16 protein-coding genes and 1 pseudogene are annotated in these 17396 nt (G+C 49.1%); all 17 read right to left on the minus strand.

Annotation, left to right across the window (positions count from 1 at the left end):
• Positions 1-27: 27 nt before the first annotated feature.
• Positions 28-702 carry a GTP pyrophosphokinase family protein gene (locus QZ375_RS05545; protein ID WP_295216494.1) on the minus strand — a complete coding sequence of 225 codons (675 nt, stop codon included), beginning with the start codon at positions 700-702 and terminating at the stop codon, positions 28-30.
• Positions 699-4172 carry a GLUG motif-containing protein gene (locus QZ375_RS05550; protein ID WP_295216497.1) on the minus strand — a complete coding sequence of 1158 codons (3474 nt, stop codon included), beginning with the start codon at positions 4170-4172 and terminating at the stop codon, positions 699-701. The genes QZ375_RS05545 and QZ375_RS05550 overlap by 4 nt, the downstream gene beginning before the upstream one ends.
• Positions 4156-6633, minus strand: a complete 2478-nt coding sequence (locus QZ375_RS05555) for an MMPL family transporter (protein WP_295216500.1) — start codon at positions 6631-6633, stop codon at positions 4156-4158. Before QZ375_RS05555 ends, QZ375_RS05550 begins: the two co-directional genes overlap by 17 nt.
• Positions 6634-6781: 148 nt before the next feature.
• Positions 6782-7039: a F0F1 ATP synthase subunit epsilon gene (locus tag QZ375_RS05560; RefSeq protein ID WP_295216502.1), complete on the minus strand. Its 258-nt coding sequence runs from the start codon at positions 7037-7039 to the stop codon at positions 6782-6784.
• The gene (gene atpD, locus QZ375_RS05565) at positions 7036-8436 is read right to left on the minus strand and encodes a F0F1 ATP synthase subunit beta (RefSeq protein WP_295216503.1); all 1401 of its coding nucleotides are present in this window, start codon (positions 8434-8436) and stop codon (positions 7036-7038) included. Before atpD ends, QZ375_RS05560 begins: the two co-directional genes overlap by 4 nt.
• A 14-nt stretch (positions 8437-8450) precedes the next feature.
• Complete coding sequence (gene atpG, locus QZ375_RS05570; RefSeq protein WP_295216505.1) at positions 8451-9248, minus strand: ATP synthase F1 subunit gamma; 798 nt, start codon at positions 9246-9248, stop codon at positions 8451-8453.
• A 4-nt stretch (positions 9249-9252) separates the two neighbouring features.
• Entirely contained in the window at positions 9253-10746 is a 1494-nt protein-coding gene (gene atpA, locus QZ375_RS05575) for a F0F1 ATP synthase subunit alpha (RefSeq protein WP_295216507.1), read from the minus strand.
• Positions 10743-11273 (minus strand): ATP synthase F1 subunit delta, encoded by a 531-nt coding sequence (gene atpH, locus QZ375_RS05580; protein ID WP_295216510.1) that lies wholly within the window; start codon positions 11271-11273, stop codon positions 10743-10745. Before atpH ends, atpA begins: the two co-directional genes overlap by 4 nt.
• Positions 11257-11772, minus strand: a complete 516-nt coding sequence (gene atpF / locus QZ375_RS05585) for a F0F1 ATP synthase subunit B (RefSeq protein WP_295216512.1) — start codon at positions 11770-11772, stop codon at positions 11257-11259. Before atpF ends, atpH begins: the two co-directional genes overlap by 17 nt.
• A gap of 19 nt (positions 11773-11791) precedes the next feature.
• On the minus strand, positions 11792-12076 hold the full coding sequence (gene atpE / locus QZ375_RS05590; RefSeq protein WP_295216513.1) for an ATP synthase F0 subunit C: 285 nt from the start codon (positions 12074-12076) through the stop codon (positions 11792-11794).
• 15 nt (positions 12077-12091) lie between these two features.
• Positions 12092-12994, minus strand: a complete 903-nt coding sequence (locus tag QZ375_RS05595; RefSeq protein ID WP_295216515.1) for a F0F1 ATP synthase subunit A — start codon at positions 12992-12994, stop codon at positions 12092-12094.
• Positions 12984-13415, minus strand: a complete 432-nt coding sequence (locus tag QZ375_RS05600) for an ATP synthase subunit I (protein WP_295216517.1) — start codon at positions 13413-13415, stop codon at positions 12984-12986. The genes QZ375_RS05595 and QZ375_RS05600 overlap by 11 nt, the downstream gene beginning before the upstream one ends.
• Before the next feature lie 50 nt (positions 13416-13465).
• Positions 13466-14089 (minus strand): cytidylate kinase-like family protein, encoded by a 624-nt coding sequence (locus tag QZ375_RS05605; RefSeq protein ID WP_295216523.1) that lies wholly within the window; start codon positions 14087-14089, stop codon positions 13466-13468.
• Positions 14087-15316, minus strand: a pseudogene (locus tag QZ375_RS05610) (cation:proton antiporter); the annotation flags it as partial. The gene QZ375_RS05605 and the pseudogene QZ375_RS05610, both read right to left, overlap by 3 nt.
• Complete coding sequence (locus tag QZ375_RS05615) at positions 15313-15927, minus strand: TetR/AcrR family transcriptional regulator (RefSeq protein WP_295216519.1); 615 nt, start codon at positions 15925-15927, stop codon at positions 15313-15315. The gene QZ375_RS05615 and the pseudogene QZ375_RS05610, both read right to left, overlap by 4 nt.
• 219 nt (positions 15928-16146) lie before the next feature.
• Positions 16147-16311, minus strand: coding sequence for an ATP-binding protein (locus QZ375_RS14260; protein WP_365728414.1), 165 nt, complete (start codon positions 16309-16311; stop codon positions 16147-16149).
• Complete coding sequence (locus tag QZ375_RS05620; protein ID WP_295216521.1) at positions 16308-17228, minus strand: ParM/StbA family protein; 921 nt, start codon at positions 17226-17228, stop codon at positions 16308-16310. The genes QZ375_RS14260 and QZ375_RS05620 overlap by 4 nt, the downstream gene beginning before the upstream one ends.
• Between the last annotated feature and the right edge of the window lie 168 nt (positions 17229-17396).

Here is a 17396-nt window from a genome sequence, read left to right on the forward strand (position 1 = left end):
CATTTTTGCTCCTCCATTCTAAAATAATCAGTATTTTCTGTTGTGACAGTCGATTCTTCTGCTGATTTCCTGCATACGCAGATCTATTTCGTTGATACCTTCTGCACATTGGCGCAGTTCCTCGGTGATTTGTGTCGCTGCGTCATCCAAATCTTTTTTGTACTTCATTTTGTGTTCAATGCTCGCCCAAAAGTCCATGGCTATGGTTCGGAATTGTACCTCAACCTGCATCCACTTCTTCTCATCGGCAAAAAAGACAGGAACCTCCAAAATCAGATGCAGGCTGCGATACCCATTTGGCTTTGGATTTTGAATATAATCCTTTTTTTGCACCAGACGGATGTCATCCTGTGAACAGATTTTCTCGGCCAGCCGGTAAATATCCTTTGGAAAACAGCAAATCACGCAAATCCCGGCAACATCATGAAGATGCTCCTCTATATTTTGGAGAGTAACTTCCCAATGGTTTCTCTTCAGCTTTTCAATGATGCTGATCGGCTTTTTCAGCCGACAGGATATCGTCTCTATAGGGTTTCGTTCATCGTCGAGCGACAACTCCGTATTCAGCACCTCAAACTTGGTCTGGATTTCCAGCATAGCGCATTTATACTGCATCATCAGTTTCATGAACGGCTGAGCCGATTCCACAAATTCCTCCGGTCGCTCACTGGATATCAGCTCTTCAAAGGTTACAGATTTCAACTTGTGGCACCTCCTGTTTTTCCTTTTCTGTCAGTTCCTTTCTTTGCATGACGTATTGTGCATAAGACTACTATTACCGCAATCAGTGTTGCAGCAATCGCCATACAAACGATCCAAAAATGATCGTTGGCCTGCCCAACCCCCAAGGTTATTTCGGAACCTTTCATGGTAAAGATGAGATAGGAACCATCCTTTTTGCAGGATAGCTTTTCACGCTTTCCATCCGTAACCGCATACAGGGCAACATCCTGTTTGGATTCCGGCGGAAGAAAACGGATGGTATATTCCGCCTGTCCGTCTATGCCTTCGCCGGACAGCCGTAAAGACCACTGTTCCAGCAGGCCACCTGCCTCCAACTGTTTTGCCGTGAGAGATGCCGTATCATCAAAGGTTCCTTCCGCAAGAGCAGTGGGATGGATATCGTCCCGTTTGGTATCACTGGCAATGGTTGTAATATACGGGGTATAGACAGCATGGATATCCTTGCTGAAGGTCATCCGGCCATAATCGCATTCTTCCCATGTGCCATAGCTTCCTTCTTTTGCCGGAAGTTCCGGGGCCTGCCGGTCTGAAAGATCGGCACCGTAAGAAAACGGAACCGTCTCAATGACTTCTCCATCTGCGATATAGGTCAGCGTAAACTTCGTAAATTCTTCCGGCAGACCCTCCAGTTTAATAAAAGATGGATAGTCCATTGGCTCTGCCACATCCTTGTAACTGATTCCATCGATCCCAGCCAGCGAATCGCTGACAAAATAGTTGCCGCTGACCGTTTGATTCGGTTCTCGTTCTCCAGCTATGGCGCCGACGAATGCGTCCGCATGAGGGATTTCTACCAACGAACGGCAATTTTTCATGCAGTATCCAAAACCGGCGATGCCGCCTACGTACTGTTTGCCATCCAGTGTACATTTGGCATAGCTGTTTTGAATGGTTGAGGTGGATTTGCCCGCAATCCCTCCGACATAGCTGCCATCCGTGCTTTGTACCTTTCCGTAACCTTCACATTTGTGAATCAGCCCAAGCTCCATCAAACCCACAATGCTTCCGGCATGGTTTTTCTTCGCCGTAATCGTACCGCTGTTCAAGCAGTTCTGCAAAATTGCTTTCGTCTCGAACTGAAAATGAAGAGACTGGGTTCCCTCCCGGGAAATATCACTTTCCGGATCCAGATCATATTCTATCGCCATGGAGCCCGCAACACCCCCGACATTGATATCTCCGGATACACTCCCTGCATTTTGGCAGGAGTCCACTTTTCCCATCACAATCGCATTGATGTTTTCCTCTGAGGTATCCTCAAAAACCGGCGGTTCTTCCTGCTGCCCGCTGGAAAAAGCAGCGATCACGGCGTCTGAAATCGCTGCGAATTGCTCATTCAGGCGGCGTAAATCCGCCATGAATACAGCGTCCGCATCTTTCGCACTGTTTCCAAGCGTCTGTATGTGTTCGGATAAAATCGAAAAGGAATCAAACAGCGCATCGCTGACCGCCCGGTAATCGCTGTCGAAGCCATTCAGATGAATCGGATCCTGTTGGGAAAGGTCTGTAAGAAGCGCTTTTATATCCTGTAAGAAGCTTCCGGTTTGCGTGAACGCCTCTTGAAATATACCGGATATTTCTTCCAACTCATCTGCAATAACCTGAATTTGTTCCGATGCCATCTGTATATTGTTTAAGGCATCCCTCAGATGCACCAATGCCGCTTCCATCGAGGAGACCGCCGCACGGCAATTGCTGATTCCTAATGAGATATCCGCAATTGCTTTTTTCACACCGTCCCAATCAATGGCCATGTCACTTGGTAATTTACTTATACCGTTCCGTATTTTTTGGGAACCTTCCATCATACGTTGGACAGCATCCGCCATGTCAGACAGAAGCTGAACAATCGGTTCCCGCAGGGCATTGAGTTCTCCCCAGTCTTGAACCGATTGCAAAAGCTCTTTCAGCGTGCCGAGAGAAGCGTGCATAGTTTCCAATGCATTTGTCCAGTCACCGGCACCTTCTGCAATTAGTTGGATGGCATTGGCAATTTCTTCTTGATTGTCTTCGGAAACGATAGCATCTTTGAGATCGGAAAAACCTTCACTGATTTTGTTGAGTCCTTGCTTTGCGTTGACGTTTGCCGCAGCCAAATCATCGAAAGCCAGTTGTATATCTTCTATCACATCACTGCTGAAACCGGCCAGCGTGGCGATATCTTTGAAAAGTTCCTTGCATTGCTCCAAACCGGAGGCTATTATATCGGAAATGGAAGACAGCTCGTCAGTCAGCGGCGCGATTTGAGATAGTGTGTCAAAAATCAATTCTGCCGCATTATCGATTTCCTCTATATTTCCGTTTGCCCAGTCTATCGTTTTATCTGCCAAATGGTGGAGGTGTTCCTTTGCCTCTGTAATAGTGTCGGCAATAGTTTTTAAGTTTGTTTCCATTGTACTACTGCTGCCGGCTGCATGATCCAGCATAGTATCGATCAAAGTCTGCAGTTCCTTCAGTTCTGCTTCCAACTGAGAAATCGCATCCGGAGAAAACTGCAGGATAATGTCCGGCACCATCTGCCCGATAATACCGCCGACATCCTTACGGCCGTAGATCGGCCCGCTGTTCTCACAGCGTTCCAGGCGGCCGGAGGAACGGCCGGCAATCCCCCCCACGTTATAGCCCACATGAGGATAGCCGATCTCGCCATTATTGGTGCAGCCTTGGACAATACCGGTAGAATACCCGGCAATTCCGCCGGTATCGGTGGCGGTATTTACACGTTCTGTAGCACTCAGATCTGTTGAATCGTCAAATAGTGTATTGCGGTCGTTGTTGTATTCCCGGTCAACCGTATTAACAGCACTGTCGTTGACGCATTGTGTGATCGTTCCCAAATTCTGTCCGGCGATTCCACCGGTGTAATGCTCCGCCTGAACGGTGCCGGAAGCTTTACATCCATAGATTTCGCCGCCAGCTTCGTTAATACCGACAATACCTCCCACATTGCTTTTCCCGGTTACAGAACCTTCAAAGGTACATTTCATCAGTTTTCCGCTGTTGTTACCAACGATTCCGCCCACATAGGATTGCCCTCCGCTTGGCGCGACCGTCCCTTTGACATGAAGTTCCTTAATAATTCCACCCTTTTGCAGATAACGGAACAGTCCCTGATGAGAACCGCTTTGCTCAAAGGAAATTTTAATGGTATAGCCGTTTCCGTCAAATACTCCGCCAAAAGTCGGAACAGGCGCAATGTCTTTACCAGTCAAGTCCAAATCCCCGGATAAAACGACCGTTTTGCCCTGTGACCACGCATCATAAGAAGCCTGTTTGGAAAATTTTTCAAACGCTTCCGGTGAATCAATGATGACAGTATTTTGTTCTTCGGCAGCCAGAACGGCGGTTGGAGCCAGCCCTGTGATCACGAAAGTTATGACAAGAAGCACGGCAAGGCATTGCCGTATCCGGTTATTTCTGATTTTCATTCTCATCATCACTCTCAGCCTCGCTTTCCGATTCATTTTTATCTTTCATGGTATCTACCGACACTGCAGCCGTTACATCGCCGTACAAAACGCCGTGAACCTCTGCGGAAATCTTACCGGAGATATATCCGTTGACCCGTCCGTCGAGATACACCTTGCCGCTGGCGCTACGAACCCACGAAGGATGTTTGACAGCAAAGGACGTCTTTTCAATAATTTTGTCACCCAGCAGCAATATTTCCGGAAGGACACCAAGAACCAAAATCACGGAAATAATAGTACCCCGTCCGAGACACTGCCCCACACCGCAGATGGCAGGCTCTGATGTCAGACGGCTGATAATGATACCGGCGGACGCCAGAATGGTTCCGGAAGTCAGGATGGTTGGGAACGCCTGATTCAAAGTCTGGATCATGGCCTCTCTGGGCGGCATGAGACGCTTTAGCTCCTGATAACGACTCGAAATGACAATGGCATAATCGATATTCGCGCCCATCTGTATGGAACTGACTATTAAATACCCCAGGAAGAAAAGAGGGGAAGACAACAGATATGGGAAGGCAAAATTCATCCAGATGCTTCCTTGAATAACAAGAATCAGCAGAAGCGGAAGGCCTACGGATTTAAAGGTGAATAACAAAACAATGATGACAAAGACAATCGATAAAACGCCGATCACGACATTGTCCCGTTCAAAGGAGGTCGATAATTCATAGTCACTCGTGGAATTGCCCACAATGCAGAAGCTGTTTGGTTCATAATATTTTTGAATGACTTCGTGAAGGGTATCTAAAAAGGCAAAGGTTTCCTCGCCCTCTTCCGGCAGATTAAGATTCAGCAGCAGACGGCTGTAATGTTCTCCCTGAAGTTGCTTTCGAGCATCCATTAACTGCTGATACAGATCATCGAGGCTTTGCCGGACCTCCGTGTCCAATTGAACATAGCCGTCTTCTACCCGATTATAGAGAAACTGGAACATATCAATCAGCGGCACACCATAATTGTCCATGTTGGTGATAATCTGACCGTAGTTTTCCTGCTCCGCGGCATAGGCCGTATACAGAATCCGGCCTACTTCAATATCCAGATCGGTCAATTCCGAAAATTGACGGGGCGTCAGTTTGTCGGTCAGGACATAGCCATCCACCGCTTCCACATTGGCAAGCCCCAGCGCATAATCTACTTGTTCATAGCTTTCCAGCTCGTCAAGCAGCCTGCCTTCTTTTTCGTAATCACCGGACGGAATCAGAACAGCGGTGACATTGGAGCTGCCGAATGTATCGGTGATTTTCTCCTCCGCTATCTGGGAGTCGTTCTTCTTTGCCGTATCGAGCTGCGAATAACCAAAGACATAGGGACACTTGCTGGACAGGAAAAACGCACCCACCAGCAGACAGGCAAAAACCGGTGGCACGACATATTTCAGCTTCGTTACAGCTTTTCCCCAGCCGGTGATTTTGGGGACAAAATTGCGGTGCTGCGTCTTATCCATCCATTTGCTGAACAGCATCAGCAGACCCGGCATCAGGGTAAAGACAGAAAGCAGGCTGAACAAGATGGCTTTCATCAGCACCATGCCCATGTCGAAGCCGATTTTGAATTGCATAAACATCAGCGCCATCAGGCCGGAAATGGTGGTCAGAGAGCTTGCCGATATTTCTGGAATCGCCTTGCTGAGTGCCTGGATACAGGCTTCCCGGGGGGCGTGTTTCTGCCGTTCTTCGCTGAAACGGTGGCATAGAATAATGGCGTAATCAATTGCCAGGGCAAGCTGCAGCACCACTGTTACGGAGTTGGAAATAAAAGAAATTTCTCCGAACACAAAGTTGGTGCCCATATTCAGAATGGCGGCGGCGATAAAGGTGAGCAGCAGCACAGGAATTTCCGCATAGGTGCGGGAGGTGAAAAGCAGCACGGCCAGAATGATGATCGCGGCCACGCCTAAAATCATTTGCATTTCCTGATCGAGGGAAGAGGAGACATCATTGCCAACCGTGCCGGTCACATACAGATCATAAGGAGCGAGCTTTTCCTTCAGCTCGTTAAAGGCACGGATACTGATATCATCGTTGGCTTCGCCCTGGAAAGTGACACTGTATAAAGCGGAAGAATCCTTATAATGCTCTTCCGACCGGTCAAAGGCAACGGAAGATACCCCATCTACCTTTTCCATTTCCGGAACCAGCTTTTCCGCCTGCTCATATGTAATATTGGAGATCATAAAATTGGCGGTGCCCAGTGTGGTGAACTTATCCTCCATGATGGTCAGCCCCTGCCTAGTTTCGGTATTTTCCGGCAGATAGGATGTCAGATCGTTATTGACCGAAACCCAACTCCTGGAAAAAATGCTGAATATAATCCCCACAATGTAGATGAGAAAAAACAGGTTCCGTTTATCTACAATGAAAGTTGCCAGTCTCTCAAAGAAGCTGGCCTTCGGCTTTTTATCACCGTCTCTCATGGAATTCCTCTTTTCATATATGATAAATTCTCTATGCCATCCTGGCGTACCCATTATCCGTTGTGTTCGAACTTAATTCATTTAAATGGATAGACCAAAGGAAACAGCCGACAGTTCAGATGAAAAATTCTGAGCTGCCGGCTTTCTTTTACCAGTGGAAATCGTCCGAAAGCAGGGTGGTTGTTCCACCGGCCACGCTCAGCAGACCGCCCCCCGTATACCCTGTTTTTTGGCTGCCGTCTGCCAGTTCGATGCGGCATTCACACGATTTTATCGCCGTAATAAAGGGAATATGCCCTGCCAGAACGGCCAGGTCGCCGTCTACTCCGCGAACCGACAATTTGACCGCTTCGTCATCAAACAGATGGCCGTCCGGGGAAGAAATTATCAGATGAAAGGTGTTCATCGGGACACCTTCTTCGCCTTTTCCACAGCTTCATCAATGGTTCCCACAAACAGGAATGCCGACTCGGGCAGATCGTCATGCTGCCCCTCGATAATCTCCTTAAAGCCGCGAATGGTTTCCCCAAGAGGCACATAGGTGCCGGGGATGCCGGTAAATTTTTCAGAAACATCAAAAGGCTGTGAAAGGAAGCGCTGGATCTTTCGTGCACGGGATACGAGCAATTTGTCTTCATCGGACAGCTCATCCATTCCCATGATGGCGATAATATCCATCAGTTCCTTGTATCGCTGCAAAATTCGCTGCGTCTCACGGGCAACCCGATAATGTTCTTCACCGAGAATATCAGGGGAGAGAATCCGGCTGGTAGATTCCAGCGGATCAACGGCCGGATAGATCCCCTGGGATGAAATGCTCCGGGACAAAACGGTGGTAGCATCCAGATGAGCAAAGGTGGTGGCAGGAGCCGGGTCTGTCAGGTCGTCCGCCGGAACATATACCGCCTGCACCGAAGTAATGGAGCCCTTTTTGGTGGAGGTGATCCGTTCCTGCAAGGCGCCCATTTCATTGGCCAGCGTCGGCTGATAGCCGACAGCGGAGGGCATACGTCCCAAAAGAGCCGAGACCTCGCTGCCCGCCTGGGTAAAGCGGAAGATGTTATCAATAAACAGCAGGACATCCTGTCCTTCATGATCTCGGAAATATTCCGCCATGGTCAGTCCGGACAGCGCCACCCGCATTCTGGCTCCGGGCGGCTCATTCATCTGTCCATAGACCAGAGCCGTATTGGAAATAACGCCGGACTGTTTCATCTCATTGTAAAGATCGTTGCCCTCACGGGTGCGTTCGCCAACGCCTGTAAACACCGAAAGGCCACCATGCTGTTTGGCGATATTGTTAATCAGCTCCATAATCAGTACCGTCTTGCCCACACCGGCGCCGCCAAAAAGACCGATTTTGCCTCCTTTGGAGTAGGGGCAGATCAGATCGATAACCTTGATACCGGTTTCCAGGATCTCGGTGGAGGTGGACAAGTCTTCATATTCGGGGGCCGGACGGTGGATATCCCACCGTTCTTCGGTTTGCGGCTCTTCGCCGTTATCCACCACATTGCCAAGAACATTGAAGATCCGGCCAAGGGTTTCCTTTCCGACCGGAACGCTGATGGCTTTTCCTGTGTCAAGAACCTCCGTGTCCCTTTTTAGCCCGTCAGTGGACGCCATGGCGATGCATCTGGCCGTGTTATCGCCGATATGCTGCGCCACCTCAACGGTTAGTTCTTTATTTCCTATGGGAATGGTAAGTGCGTTATAGATTGCCGGCAGTTCGCCGTCTTCAAAACGGACGTCCACCACCGGCCCCATAACCCGGCTCACTTTTCCCTTATGCGTTTTTTCCAAGAATGTTCACTCCTTTATTGCCCGCTGCTGGCCACAATTTCAGTAATTTCCTGCGTGATCGCCCCTTGCCTCGCCCGATTGTAGGACAACTGCAGATCGTCAATCATCTGCTGTGCATTTTTACTGGCAGAATCCATAGCCATTTTTCTGGCGGCCACTTCGCTGGCAAAACTCTCGCGGACGGCTACCATAATCATCCCGGACAGATACTCCAAAACAGCCGTATTGAAAATCGTGATTTCATCCGGTTCAAAGACAGCGCCGACCGCTTTATCCTTTTTCGGTTTCAGTGGCAATATCCAGTGAATGCCAGCTTCCTGCGTCATCATGGAAACATACCGGGTACAAATAATACCGAGCCGGTCAAATTTTTCGGCGGCAAAATCCTCGCACAGCTCTTCTGCCATTTTGTGTGCATCGGCGGCGGAAAAAAACTCAGATGACAAAGTCTCCTTATGGAACCGGTCACACGCCCGTTTCCCGATAGGGAGGACCTCTGCCTCCGGATACTCCTTTAACAGACGAAAGACATTGGCGTTATAGCCTCCCGCCAGTCCACGGTCGCCCGCAATCACAATCAGGCGGGTGCGTCCCCCGCCTTCCCGCATAAATGGGCTTTTCCGGCATTCCGGACAGGCGGTCAACATATCGATGATAGTTTCCAAAGCCTTTGCATATTGCCGCCCTTTCTGCATACTGCTGCTGGCCCGACGGATTTTGGAAGAAGCCACCAGCCCCATGGCTTTGGTCAGATGCAGGGTGGAATCCACGCTTTTGATGCGGGTGCGCAGGGCTTTTGTATCGGCTCCCATATTCCTACACCTGCATTTCCTTCAGGACATTTTCCAGTGTTTCCACATCCGTGTCCTCAAAATATCCCTGTTCAAAGCGGGTCAGCAATTCCTGATGATCCGTTTTCAGCTTTTCATAAAGCCGTGCCTCATAGTCGTGAACCTGATCCACTGGAATCGGATCCAGATAGCCGTGGATAACCGCATATACGATGGCCACCTGGCAGCCCGCCGACACCGGGGAATTGCGCTTCTGCTTGAGCACTTCCACAATCCGTTCGCCCAAAGCCAAATGCGCCTTGGTATCGGCATCCAGATCGCTGCCAAACTGAGCAAAGGATTTCAGCTCCAAATACTGCGAATACAGCAGCTTTAATTCACCCGACACCTTCTTCATCGCCTTGAGTTGCGCCGATCCGCCGACACGGCTGACCGAGATACCGGGGTTAATGGCCGGCATAACACCCGCATGGAACAGTTCGGTTTCAAGGAATATCTGACCGTCGGTGATGGAGATGACATTGGTGGGGATATAGGCCGATACATCCCCCGCCTGCGTTTCAATGATAGGGAGGGCGGTAATGGAACCGCCGCCGTATTCCGGAGCCACACAGGCGGCCCGTTCCAGCAGACGGGAATGGAGATAGAAAACGTCGCCGGGGTAGGCTTCCCGGCCGGGTGGACGCCGGATCAGCAGGGAGAGGGCACGGTAAGCCACAGCGTGTTTGGATAAATCATCGTAGACAATCAGGACATCCTTGCCCTGCTCTCTGAAATATTCCGCCATCGCACAGCCGGAATAAGGGGCAATGTATTGCAGTGGGGCACTCTCGGAGGCGGAGGCCGAAACAATAATGGTATACTCCATAGCACCAGCCCTGGTCAGCTCATTGGCAAGCTGCACCACCGAGGTGTTTTTTTGCCCGATTGCCACATAGATACACAGCACATCACTGTTTTTCTGATTGATAATGGTGTCGATTGCTATTTCAGTTTTCCCGGTTTGACGGTCACCGATGATAAGTTCACGCTGTCCCCGGCCGATGGGGATCATGCTGTCAATGGCCTTGATGCCGGTTTGCAGCGGTACGGAAACGCTCTGGCGTTCAATGATACCCGGCGCCTCCGCTTCCACAGGGCGTGTTTTTTTACATTCTATCGGCCCTTTGCCATCAATGGGATTTCCCAACGCATCGACTACACGGCCGAGCAGGGATTCGCCCACCGGCACGGAAAGCACCCGGCCGGTACGCTTGACCTGCGTTCCCTCCCGGATATCGCTGTGGTCGGACAGAATCGCCACCAACACGGTTTCGTCATCCAGATTCTGCGCCATGCCAAAGCTGCCGTCTTCAAATTCCAGCAGTTCGCTGTACATACAATTTCGAATACCGTATACGCTGGCAATGCCGTCCCCGACAAGAATAACAGTACCGGTTTCCATCATTTGTGTACGGGTACGATAGGCACGGATCTGTTCTTTAATAACGCTGCTGATTTCTTCAGGATTCGTGCTCATATGCCTATCACTTCCTTTACTTCTTTCAGTTGGTGTTTCAGACTGCCGTCGATCACGGTGTCATCCATATGAACGACCACGCCGCCCAGCAAAGATTCGTCAATTTCATATTGTGCGGTGACCATATGGCCGCTGATTTTTTCCAGTTTTTTGATCAATGCTGTCTTTTCCGGGCCGGTCAGCGGGACTGCGCTGACAATGCGGGCAGAAGAAACCGATGCAAACGCTTTCACCAGTTTTTCATATTCCTGAATGCATTTGTCGAATTCCCGAATATGCCCTTTATCGCAAAGAAGCTCGGTAAAGGATAGGACATATTCCGGTATATGCCCGGCAAAGGCTTTTTCTAAAAGCGAACGGCGCTCCCGGACAGGAATATTCGGTGAGGACAGCAAATCCATATATTCCGGATTTGTTGAGAATACGCTCTGAATAACTGTCAAAGCATTGGCAAACGTTTTTTCCTCATTGGTTTCTTTGGCAAGTTCAAAAAGCGCAGCGGCATATTCTTTAGCAGTTTCCGTCATCGTCTTCACCTATTCCTTCGATAAAGGAATCGATCATGGCGTGATGGTCTTCGGTACGGATTTCCCGCCCAAGCATCTTTTCCGTCAAAACGGCGGAAACATCCACGATTTCCTTCTTGATCCTGGCTTCCGCCTTTTTATGCTCCAACGCCGCCTGGGCTTCTGCCTGCCGAACAATACCGTCCGCTTTTTCCTTTGCGTCGGCTACAATTTGTTCGCTCCGGCGATCAGCCGCAGCACTGGCCTTTTTCAGCAGATCATTGGCTTCCACTTGTGCATTTCTGAGCTTTTCCTCCCAAGCCTGCTTACTGGCCTCTGCGCTGCTTTGCGCTGCATCAGCGGCGGCATATTGCTTATCCAGCGTCGCTTTTCGCTCAGCCAAGGCACGCTTGACCGGTTTATATAGGAAACGCTTGAGAATCAGGAACAGTAAAAGCAGGTTGCACAAGGAAATCAATATCTGCCATATGTTTACGGATATGACTTCCAATGATTGCATAATACCTGGGTTCCTCCTTTTATCCGATGGTGCTCATCAAAATATCAACCAGCCGTCCCGGAGCAAGGAAAATGAGCAAAATCGCAATCACCAGCGCATACAAGCCGGTGGTTTCAGCAACAGCGCAGCCCATCAGCATGGTGGTAGTTACTTCGCTTTTGCATTCCGGCTGACGACCGATTGCTTCACAAGCCTTGGCGACAGCGTTTCCTTCACCGATACCAGGACCGATACCAGCGATCATCGCAATACCGGCGCCAAGAGCGCAGCATCCCAAAATAATACCAATAGCAAGTTCCAACATTTGAATGACCTCCTGTTATTCATTGACTGTAATTTGTTGTTTTTGTTTTTTTGCTTTTTTCTTGGCGTAATCCGCAGCCGGAAATCCATTGGAGACGTAAAGCATGGTCAGCATAGCGAAAATAAACGCCTGCAGTAACCCGCTGAACACATCAAAATAGATTGACAGCACGGCGGGTATGCCGATCTGCAAAAAGGGAATTTCGCCAAGCACGCCGGGAAGCCAGCCGAGCACAATATGGGAAAGCCCCTGCAATGCAGCGGCAACCAGCACCGAAATGACAGATCCGGAAAGGACGTTTCCGTAATGACGGAACGCCATAGATATTGGAGTGGCCACCTCGCTGATAAGATTCATCGGCGCAAAGAGGGCAACCGGTTCTGCAAAACTTTTTATGTAATGCAGCGACCCGCATTTCAATTTGTAGAAGGTAATGAGTACAAAGGTTAGAATCGCCCACCCGGCCACCACATTCAAATCCGATGTCGGCGGGTACAGACCGATCAGCGTCAGCAAACTGGAAAATGCCGATAACGCCATGATAGCGGCGATAAAGGGGGCAAAGCCTTCAAAGTAATCGCCCATATTGCCTTTTACCAAAGAATGTGTTTTTTCAACAATCCATTCGGCAATATGCTGTCTGCGGCTGCCGCCTTCTGCGGTAATGCCATGAGTCAGATACAGACAAAGGAAGAGGACGGAAAGAATCACCAGCCAGGAATTGATTTGGGATTCGGTAATAGGCAAATCCTGCAGCGGCATGGGGATGGTAAAAAAGATTTTTGCACCGGAAATCTCGATTCCTTCAGACGCCGGAGAAGTAAGAATTTTCAGGATCATCCCTCCGAGAAGCGGCAGCACGGTAAACAGGAGCAGCAGGATATCCACCACACGGAAAGAACGGCTTTTACTCGTCATTTTCTCTCACCCCCTCCGGAACTGCGGCCTTATCCGCCTGCTCTTTTTTCAGAAACAGGGGGCGCAGTGCAATGGCTATACGGGGAAAGAAAAGAGGAAGGATACTGGTCCAGGTACTGAAGCAGGGAAGAAGCACGCCAATCGCGACGGCAGCGAACAGAAGCAGCATTCTGCCGGACTGCGACAGCTTCATCATGTTTTTGGCTTGCTTTTCTTCCTTATTGACTGCCGCTTGAACCGTCAACCCCATTAAAAAGAAGTTCCCAACAGCAACTGCGCCGCCGAACAGGTTTCCCAGCAAAACTGTATAGTCCCATTTGCCTATGATGAGGAAAACCCCCTGCATCAATGTACTGAAAATCAGAACGAATACGGCAATATACCCGGTTTCATGCAGCACCGTTTTGTCCACTTTTTTCATAGCCCGATAACCTCCTTTCCTGTTCTATATAAAATCAAATGTTTTCTTTACTACGCTTCAGAGAATTTAGAACAACAAATATCCTTTAGAATCTCTATGCACTTATCAATGCCTATCACACCGCTATCCAGACAGATATCATAGTTTGCAGCATCGCCAAATTTTTGCCCGGAGTAGAAGTTATAATAATGCTCCCGTTTTTTGTCTGTTTTTTCAATGCTGTTCAGAGCTTTTTCATCACTCTCCTGATAAATATGAGCAATCCGGTATTGGCGGCTGTCCAGATCTGCATAAACGAAGGCTTTCACCACATTTTTGCGATCCTTCAACACATAATCTGCACAGCGACCTACAATTACGCAAGGGCCTTGGCTTGCAATCTGTCTGATAAGCTGTGCCTGATGGAGAAAAACTTTATCTTCCACAGATAGATCATGGCGCACTCCTTCGGAAAGATGGCGAATCAAGTCACTGGTCCCGCTTGTTTCCGCATTTTCAAAAAAGCTTTTATCAATCGAGCTGGATGCGGCAGCCTGCTCAATCAGTTCATTGTCATAAAAAGGAATGCCTAACTGTTCCGCCAGTTTTCTTCCAATTTCACGTCCACCGCTTCCGTGTTGCCTGCTGATGGTAATAACCGGTTGTGGAGCAGACGATACTTTCGCTTCAGGAATTTCATTTTCTTTATTAAATTCGCCAGCCCACTCAAAGCCCTTCTTTGCCATGATAACAGCGATAATTTCATTGATAACAGCGGCGGCAGCAATCGTCCCCTGAATAATTTGCGCGCATTCCGGTGCTGGACCACTCAGCACCCCGACCGCAATGCCGGTAAAGACCAGCGACACACCCGAATGAGGCAACAGGGTGAAGCCCAGAAAGCTCCGCACGGTTTTGGGGGATTTGGTGATTGCCGCACCGAAGAATGCGCCAAAATATTTACCGCAGGCACGAGAGAGGATATATACCGCTGTATATAAGCCGGCTCCTAAAATGAGATGATAATCCAGCGGTGCGCCCAAGTTCAGAATGACGATAATCATGGCAACGCCGAGAATCGGGTTGAAGTCCTTCATGATCTGTTCCAGGCGTTTCTCCGAAATCATATTGGAGAATGTAGCGGAAAACGCCATACCGATCAGCATGAAGTTCAGCACAGGCCGGGGCAAAAGTCCGTTGCACAGGAATCCCACGCCGGATGCGATCAGAATGGTAACGCCCAGCAAAAGTAACGTAATCGGTGTATTCCGTTCTTTTTTAAGTACGACGCCCGCCAGCAAGCCGGTAACAACACCGATCACCAAGGGCAGAATCACGACCAGTGCGATCATATAGGCCGGCAGGTCACCGGCAGACAAATTCCCTGCCACAATGGCAACGGTGCTGAAGAATACAATGCATCCCACGATATCATCCAGCGCAGCCATGGGAATCAGTGTCGATGTGACAGGCCCTTTGGTCTTGAACTCCCGCACAATGGAAAGGGCGGGGGCCGGAGCAGTAGCCAGCGCAATACCGCCGAACAGGAACGCCAGGTACAGCGGGATATCCGTAATCCAGAATACAATTCCGAACGTCAACGATACAATCAGAAAGGTGCCTAGCGACTGGGTCAGGGTGGTAATGACAATCGAACGGCCGGATTTTTTAATTTTATTCCAGACAAGCTCCGTACCAATCATTAAACCGACAGCACATTCCAGAATATGCATGATACTCTGATACCACACCGCGTCCAAAAGTTCCTGGTTGACCAGGGAAACGGCGTGCGGCCCTAAAATCATGCCTGCAATCAGCCAGCCCAAAATGGACGGCAGTTTCAGCTTTGAAACCAGCTTGCCAACGATAAACGCCAGCGCAATGGCGACGAGCAATCGCAAAATCAACAATAGGACATTCATTTCTGTGTTCCCCTCTCTCCGATACCATAGAGCATGATATTCAGCATTTTAGACAGCCTCTCCTCATGATCGGCAACCAGAATATGAAAATCCTTATTCGCATATGCCGGGCTGCTGAAATAGCCATTGAACATTTCCTGCATGATCTCGTAATACTCAATCGCATCTGCTTCTGTAATGCCTTCCCTTAATTTTATTTTGGAAAGTGCCGTTTGATAGATGCTGCGATTGAGTGAATCAAAATCCTTCCGCAATTCCCGAATTTGCGCCGATAGTGCCGTTGGAGGCTGTAGCATGGCTTCAAAGAAAATTCTGTCAATATGAGGATTTTGAGAAAAATACTGGAACCTCATATGCATATATCCTTCCAGATCATCCTGAAGATCTTTGCTTTTCAAATATTCTGTTACACTGGAAAAGCAGCGGGAAACACTCGCCAGATATAAGCCGTCTTTCCCCTCAAAATTGTGATACAGCAATCCTTTGGAAATCCCATGATTACTGCAGATTGCATTGAGTGTAGATGCTGCATAACCGTTTGTTCCAAATTCCTGGATGGCCGCTTGTAAAATCCGTTCCTTCGTTAGCTCCGTCTTTTCTTCCTGTTTCATACCATACACCCCTCGCACAAAAAATTGACCAATCGGTCTGTATTGTAATTTATCACTTTTAGACCGATTAGTCAATTTTTAATTTGTAAACTTTTTGTTTCAGAATTTGCTTATAGATAATCAAATAGAGTGGACATAGAAGATGAAAAGCATTCGGAGAATACTGAATTGATTTTCGGATAACAGAACAGGAGGCAGGTTTTCCCTGCCTCCTGTTTTTCATAGTACAATTTTGAAATAGCTTCCGCCATTCTCATTATCCTTTACTTGAATACTGCCATGGTGTTTCTGAATAATCTTTTCCGTCATGGCAAGTCCAAGTCCTGCCCCGCCCATTGCCCGTGAATGCAGGTTGGGACGGAACATATACAGGGGCCTTGTCATCCCTTGCTCACACCGCCCGAAAACTGCCCCAAAATTCGCTCGAATCCTTCGGCGTTTACCTTGTCGTCTAAAAGGGCAAAAACCCGGCACAGGGCGTCCTGTTCGCTCACGTTGCCCTTGACCACTGCTGCGCCCCCTCCCAGCATCACCACCGGGATGGCTTTCAGGTCAAACCCCGATTCCATGGCTGCCGAGAGAAGCCGTTCTGTGTAGAGCCTGCCTTGTTTTTGAATGATATTCCGTGCATCCTCATCCATACTACAGGGCTTTCCAGCCAGAACACGCTCCACCTGAGCGTCGGTAACAGACAGCCCGGTGTCCCGGCGAACTTGTTCTTTTGTTTCGTCAATGCACCGGATCATGCCGAGTTCCAAGCTGCGGCAGGTAGAAGCGTTGGGAACACCATTGTCCAGCCGCATGAGATCCACTGTCCAGCCGCCGATGTCCATGAGAAGGACAGAAGGCTCATTCTGGATGAGTTCGGGGTGAAGAGCAATGGCAGAGTATCCCTGTGGGAACAGTTTCACATCCTCGATGGTGATTTTGTAGGGGATTCCTTCAAATTTGAAGCACACCGGCTGGGAAGAACGCAGAAGGTATTCCCGGAATGGCCTTTTCTCCCGGCCAAAGCCAGCCAGAGGCAACCCGGCGGCAATGTTTATGGAACACTCTGTCCTTCCGCTGCGCTGTTTGATCTCCTTAGCGATGGCGGCAAGGGTAAGCAGGTAGTAATTGTCGTTTTCCATCTTGTTGCGCAGGATTGGCTGTCCGCCCGTCCCGCACACGAAAAACTTCCCGCCGTACTCCAGTGTGTTCTGCAGGGTGTAGGGTTCGTGAGAATATTCCGAGATACCGGCTGGGAAAGAAAAATGCCGGGTTTTGATGGCGTAATAGCCATGGTCGATGCCAATGTTCATGGTTTTGCTCATCCTTTCTGGTTGGTTGTTGAAAACTTGAGATTCCTGCTGGTTAAGAGCTTAGAGAGTATTGTTCTTTCCCAGCTGGTAAAGTATTTGGGGGGAGAGTGTGAGCAATGTCATTAACTTAAAACAGCCCTTGAATGGCAAGCAGAATGTCTGGAAGTA

This window comes from Ruminococcus sp. (genome assembly GCF_019417665.1).
In the GTDB taxonomy this organism is placed as follows: Bacteria; Bacillota; Clostridia; order Oscillospirales; family Ruminococcaceae; genus Ruminococcus_C.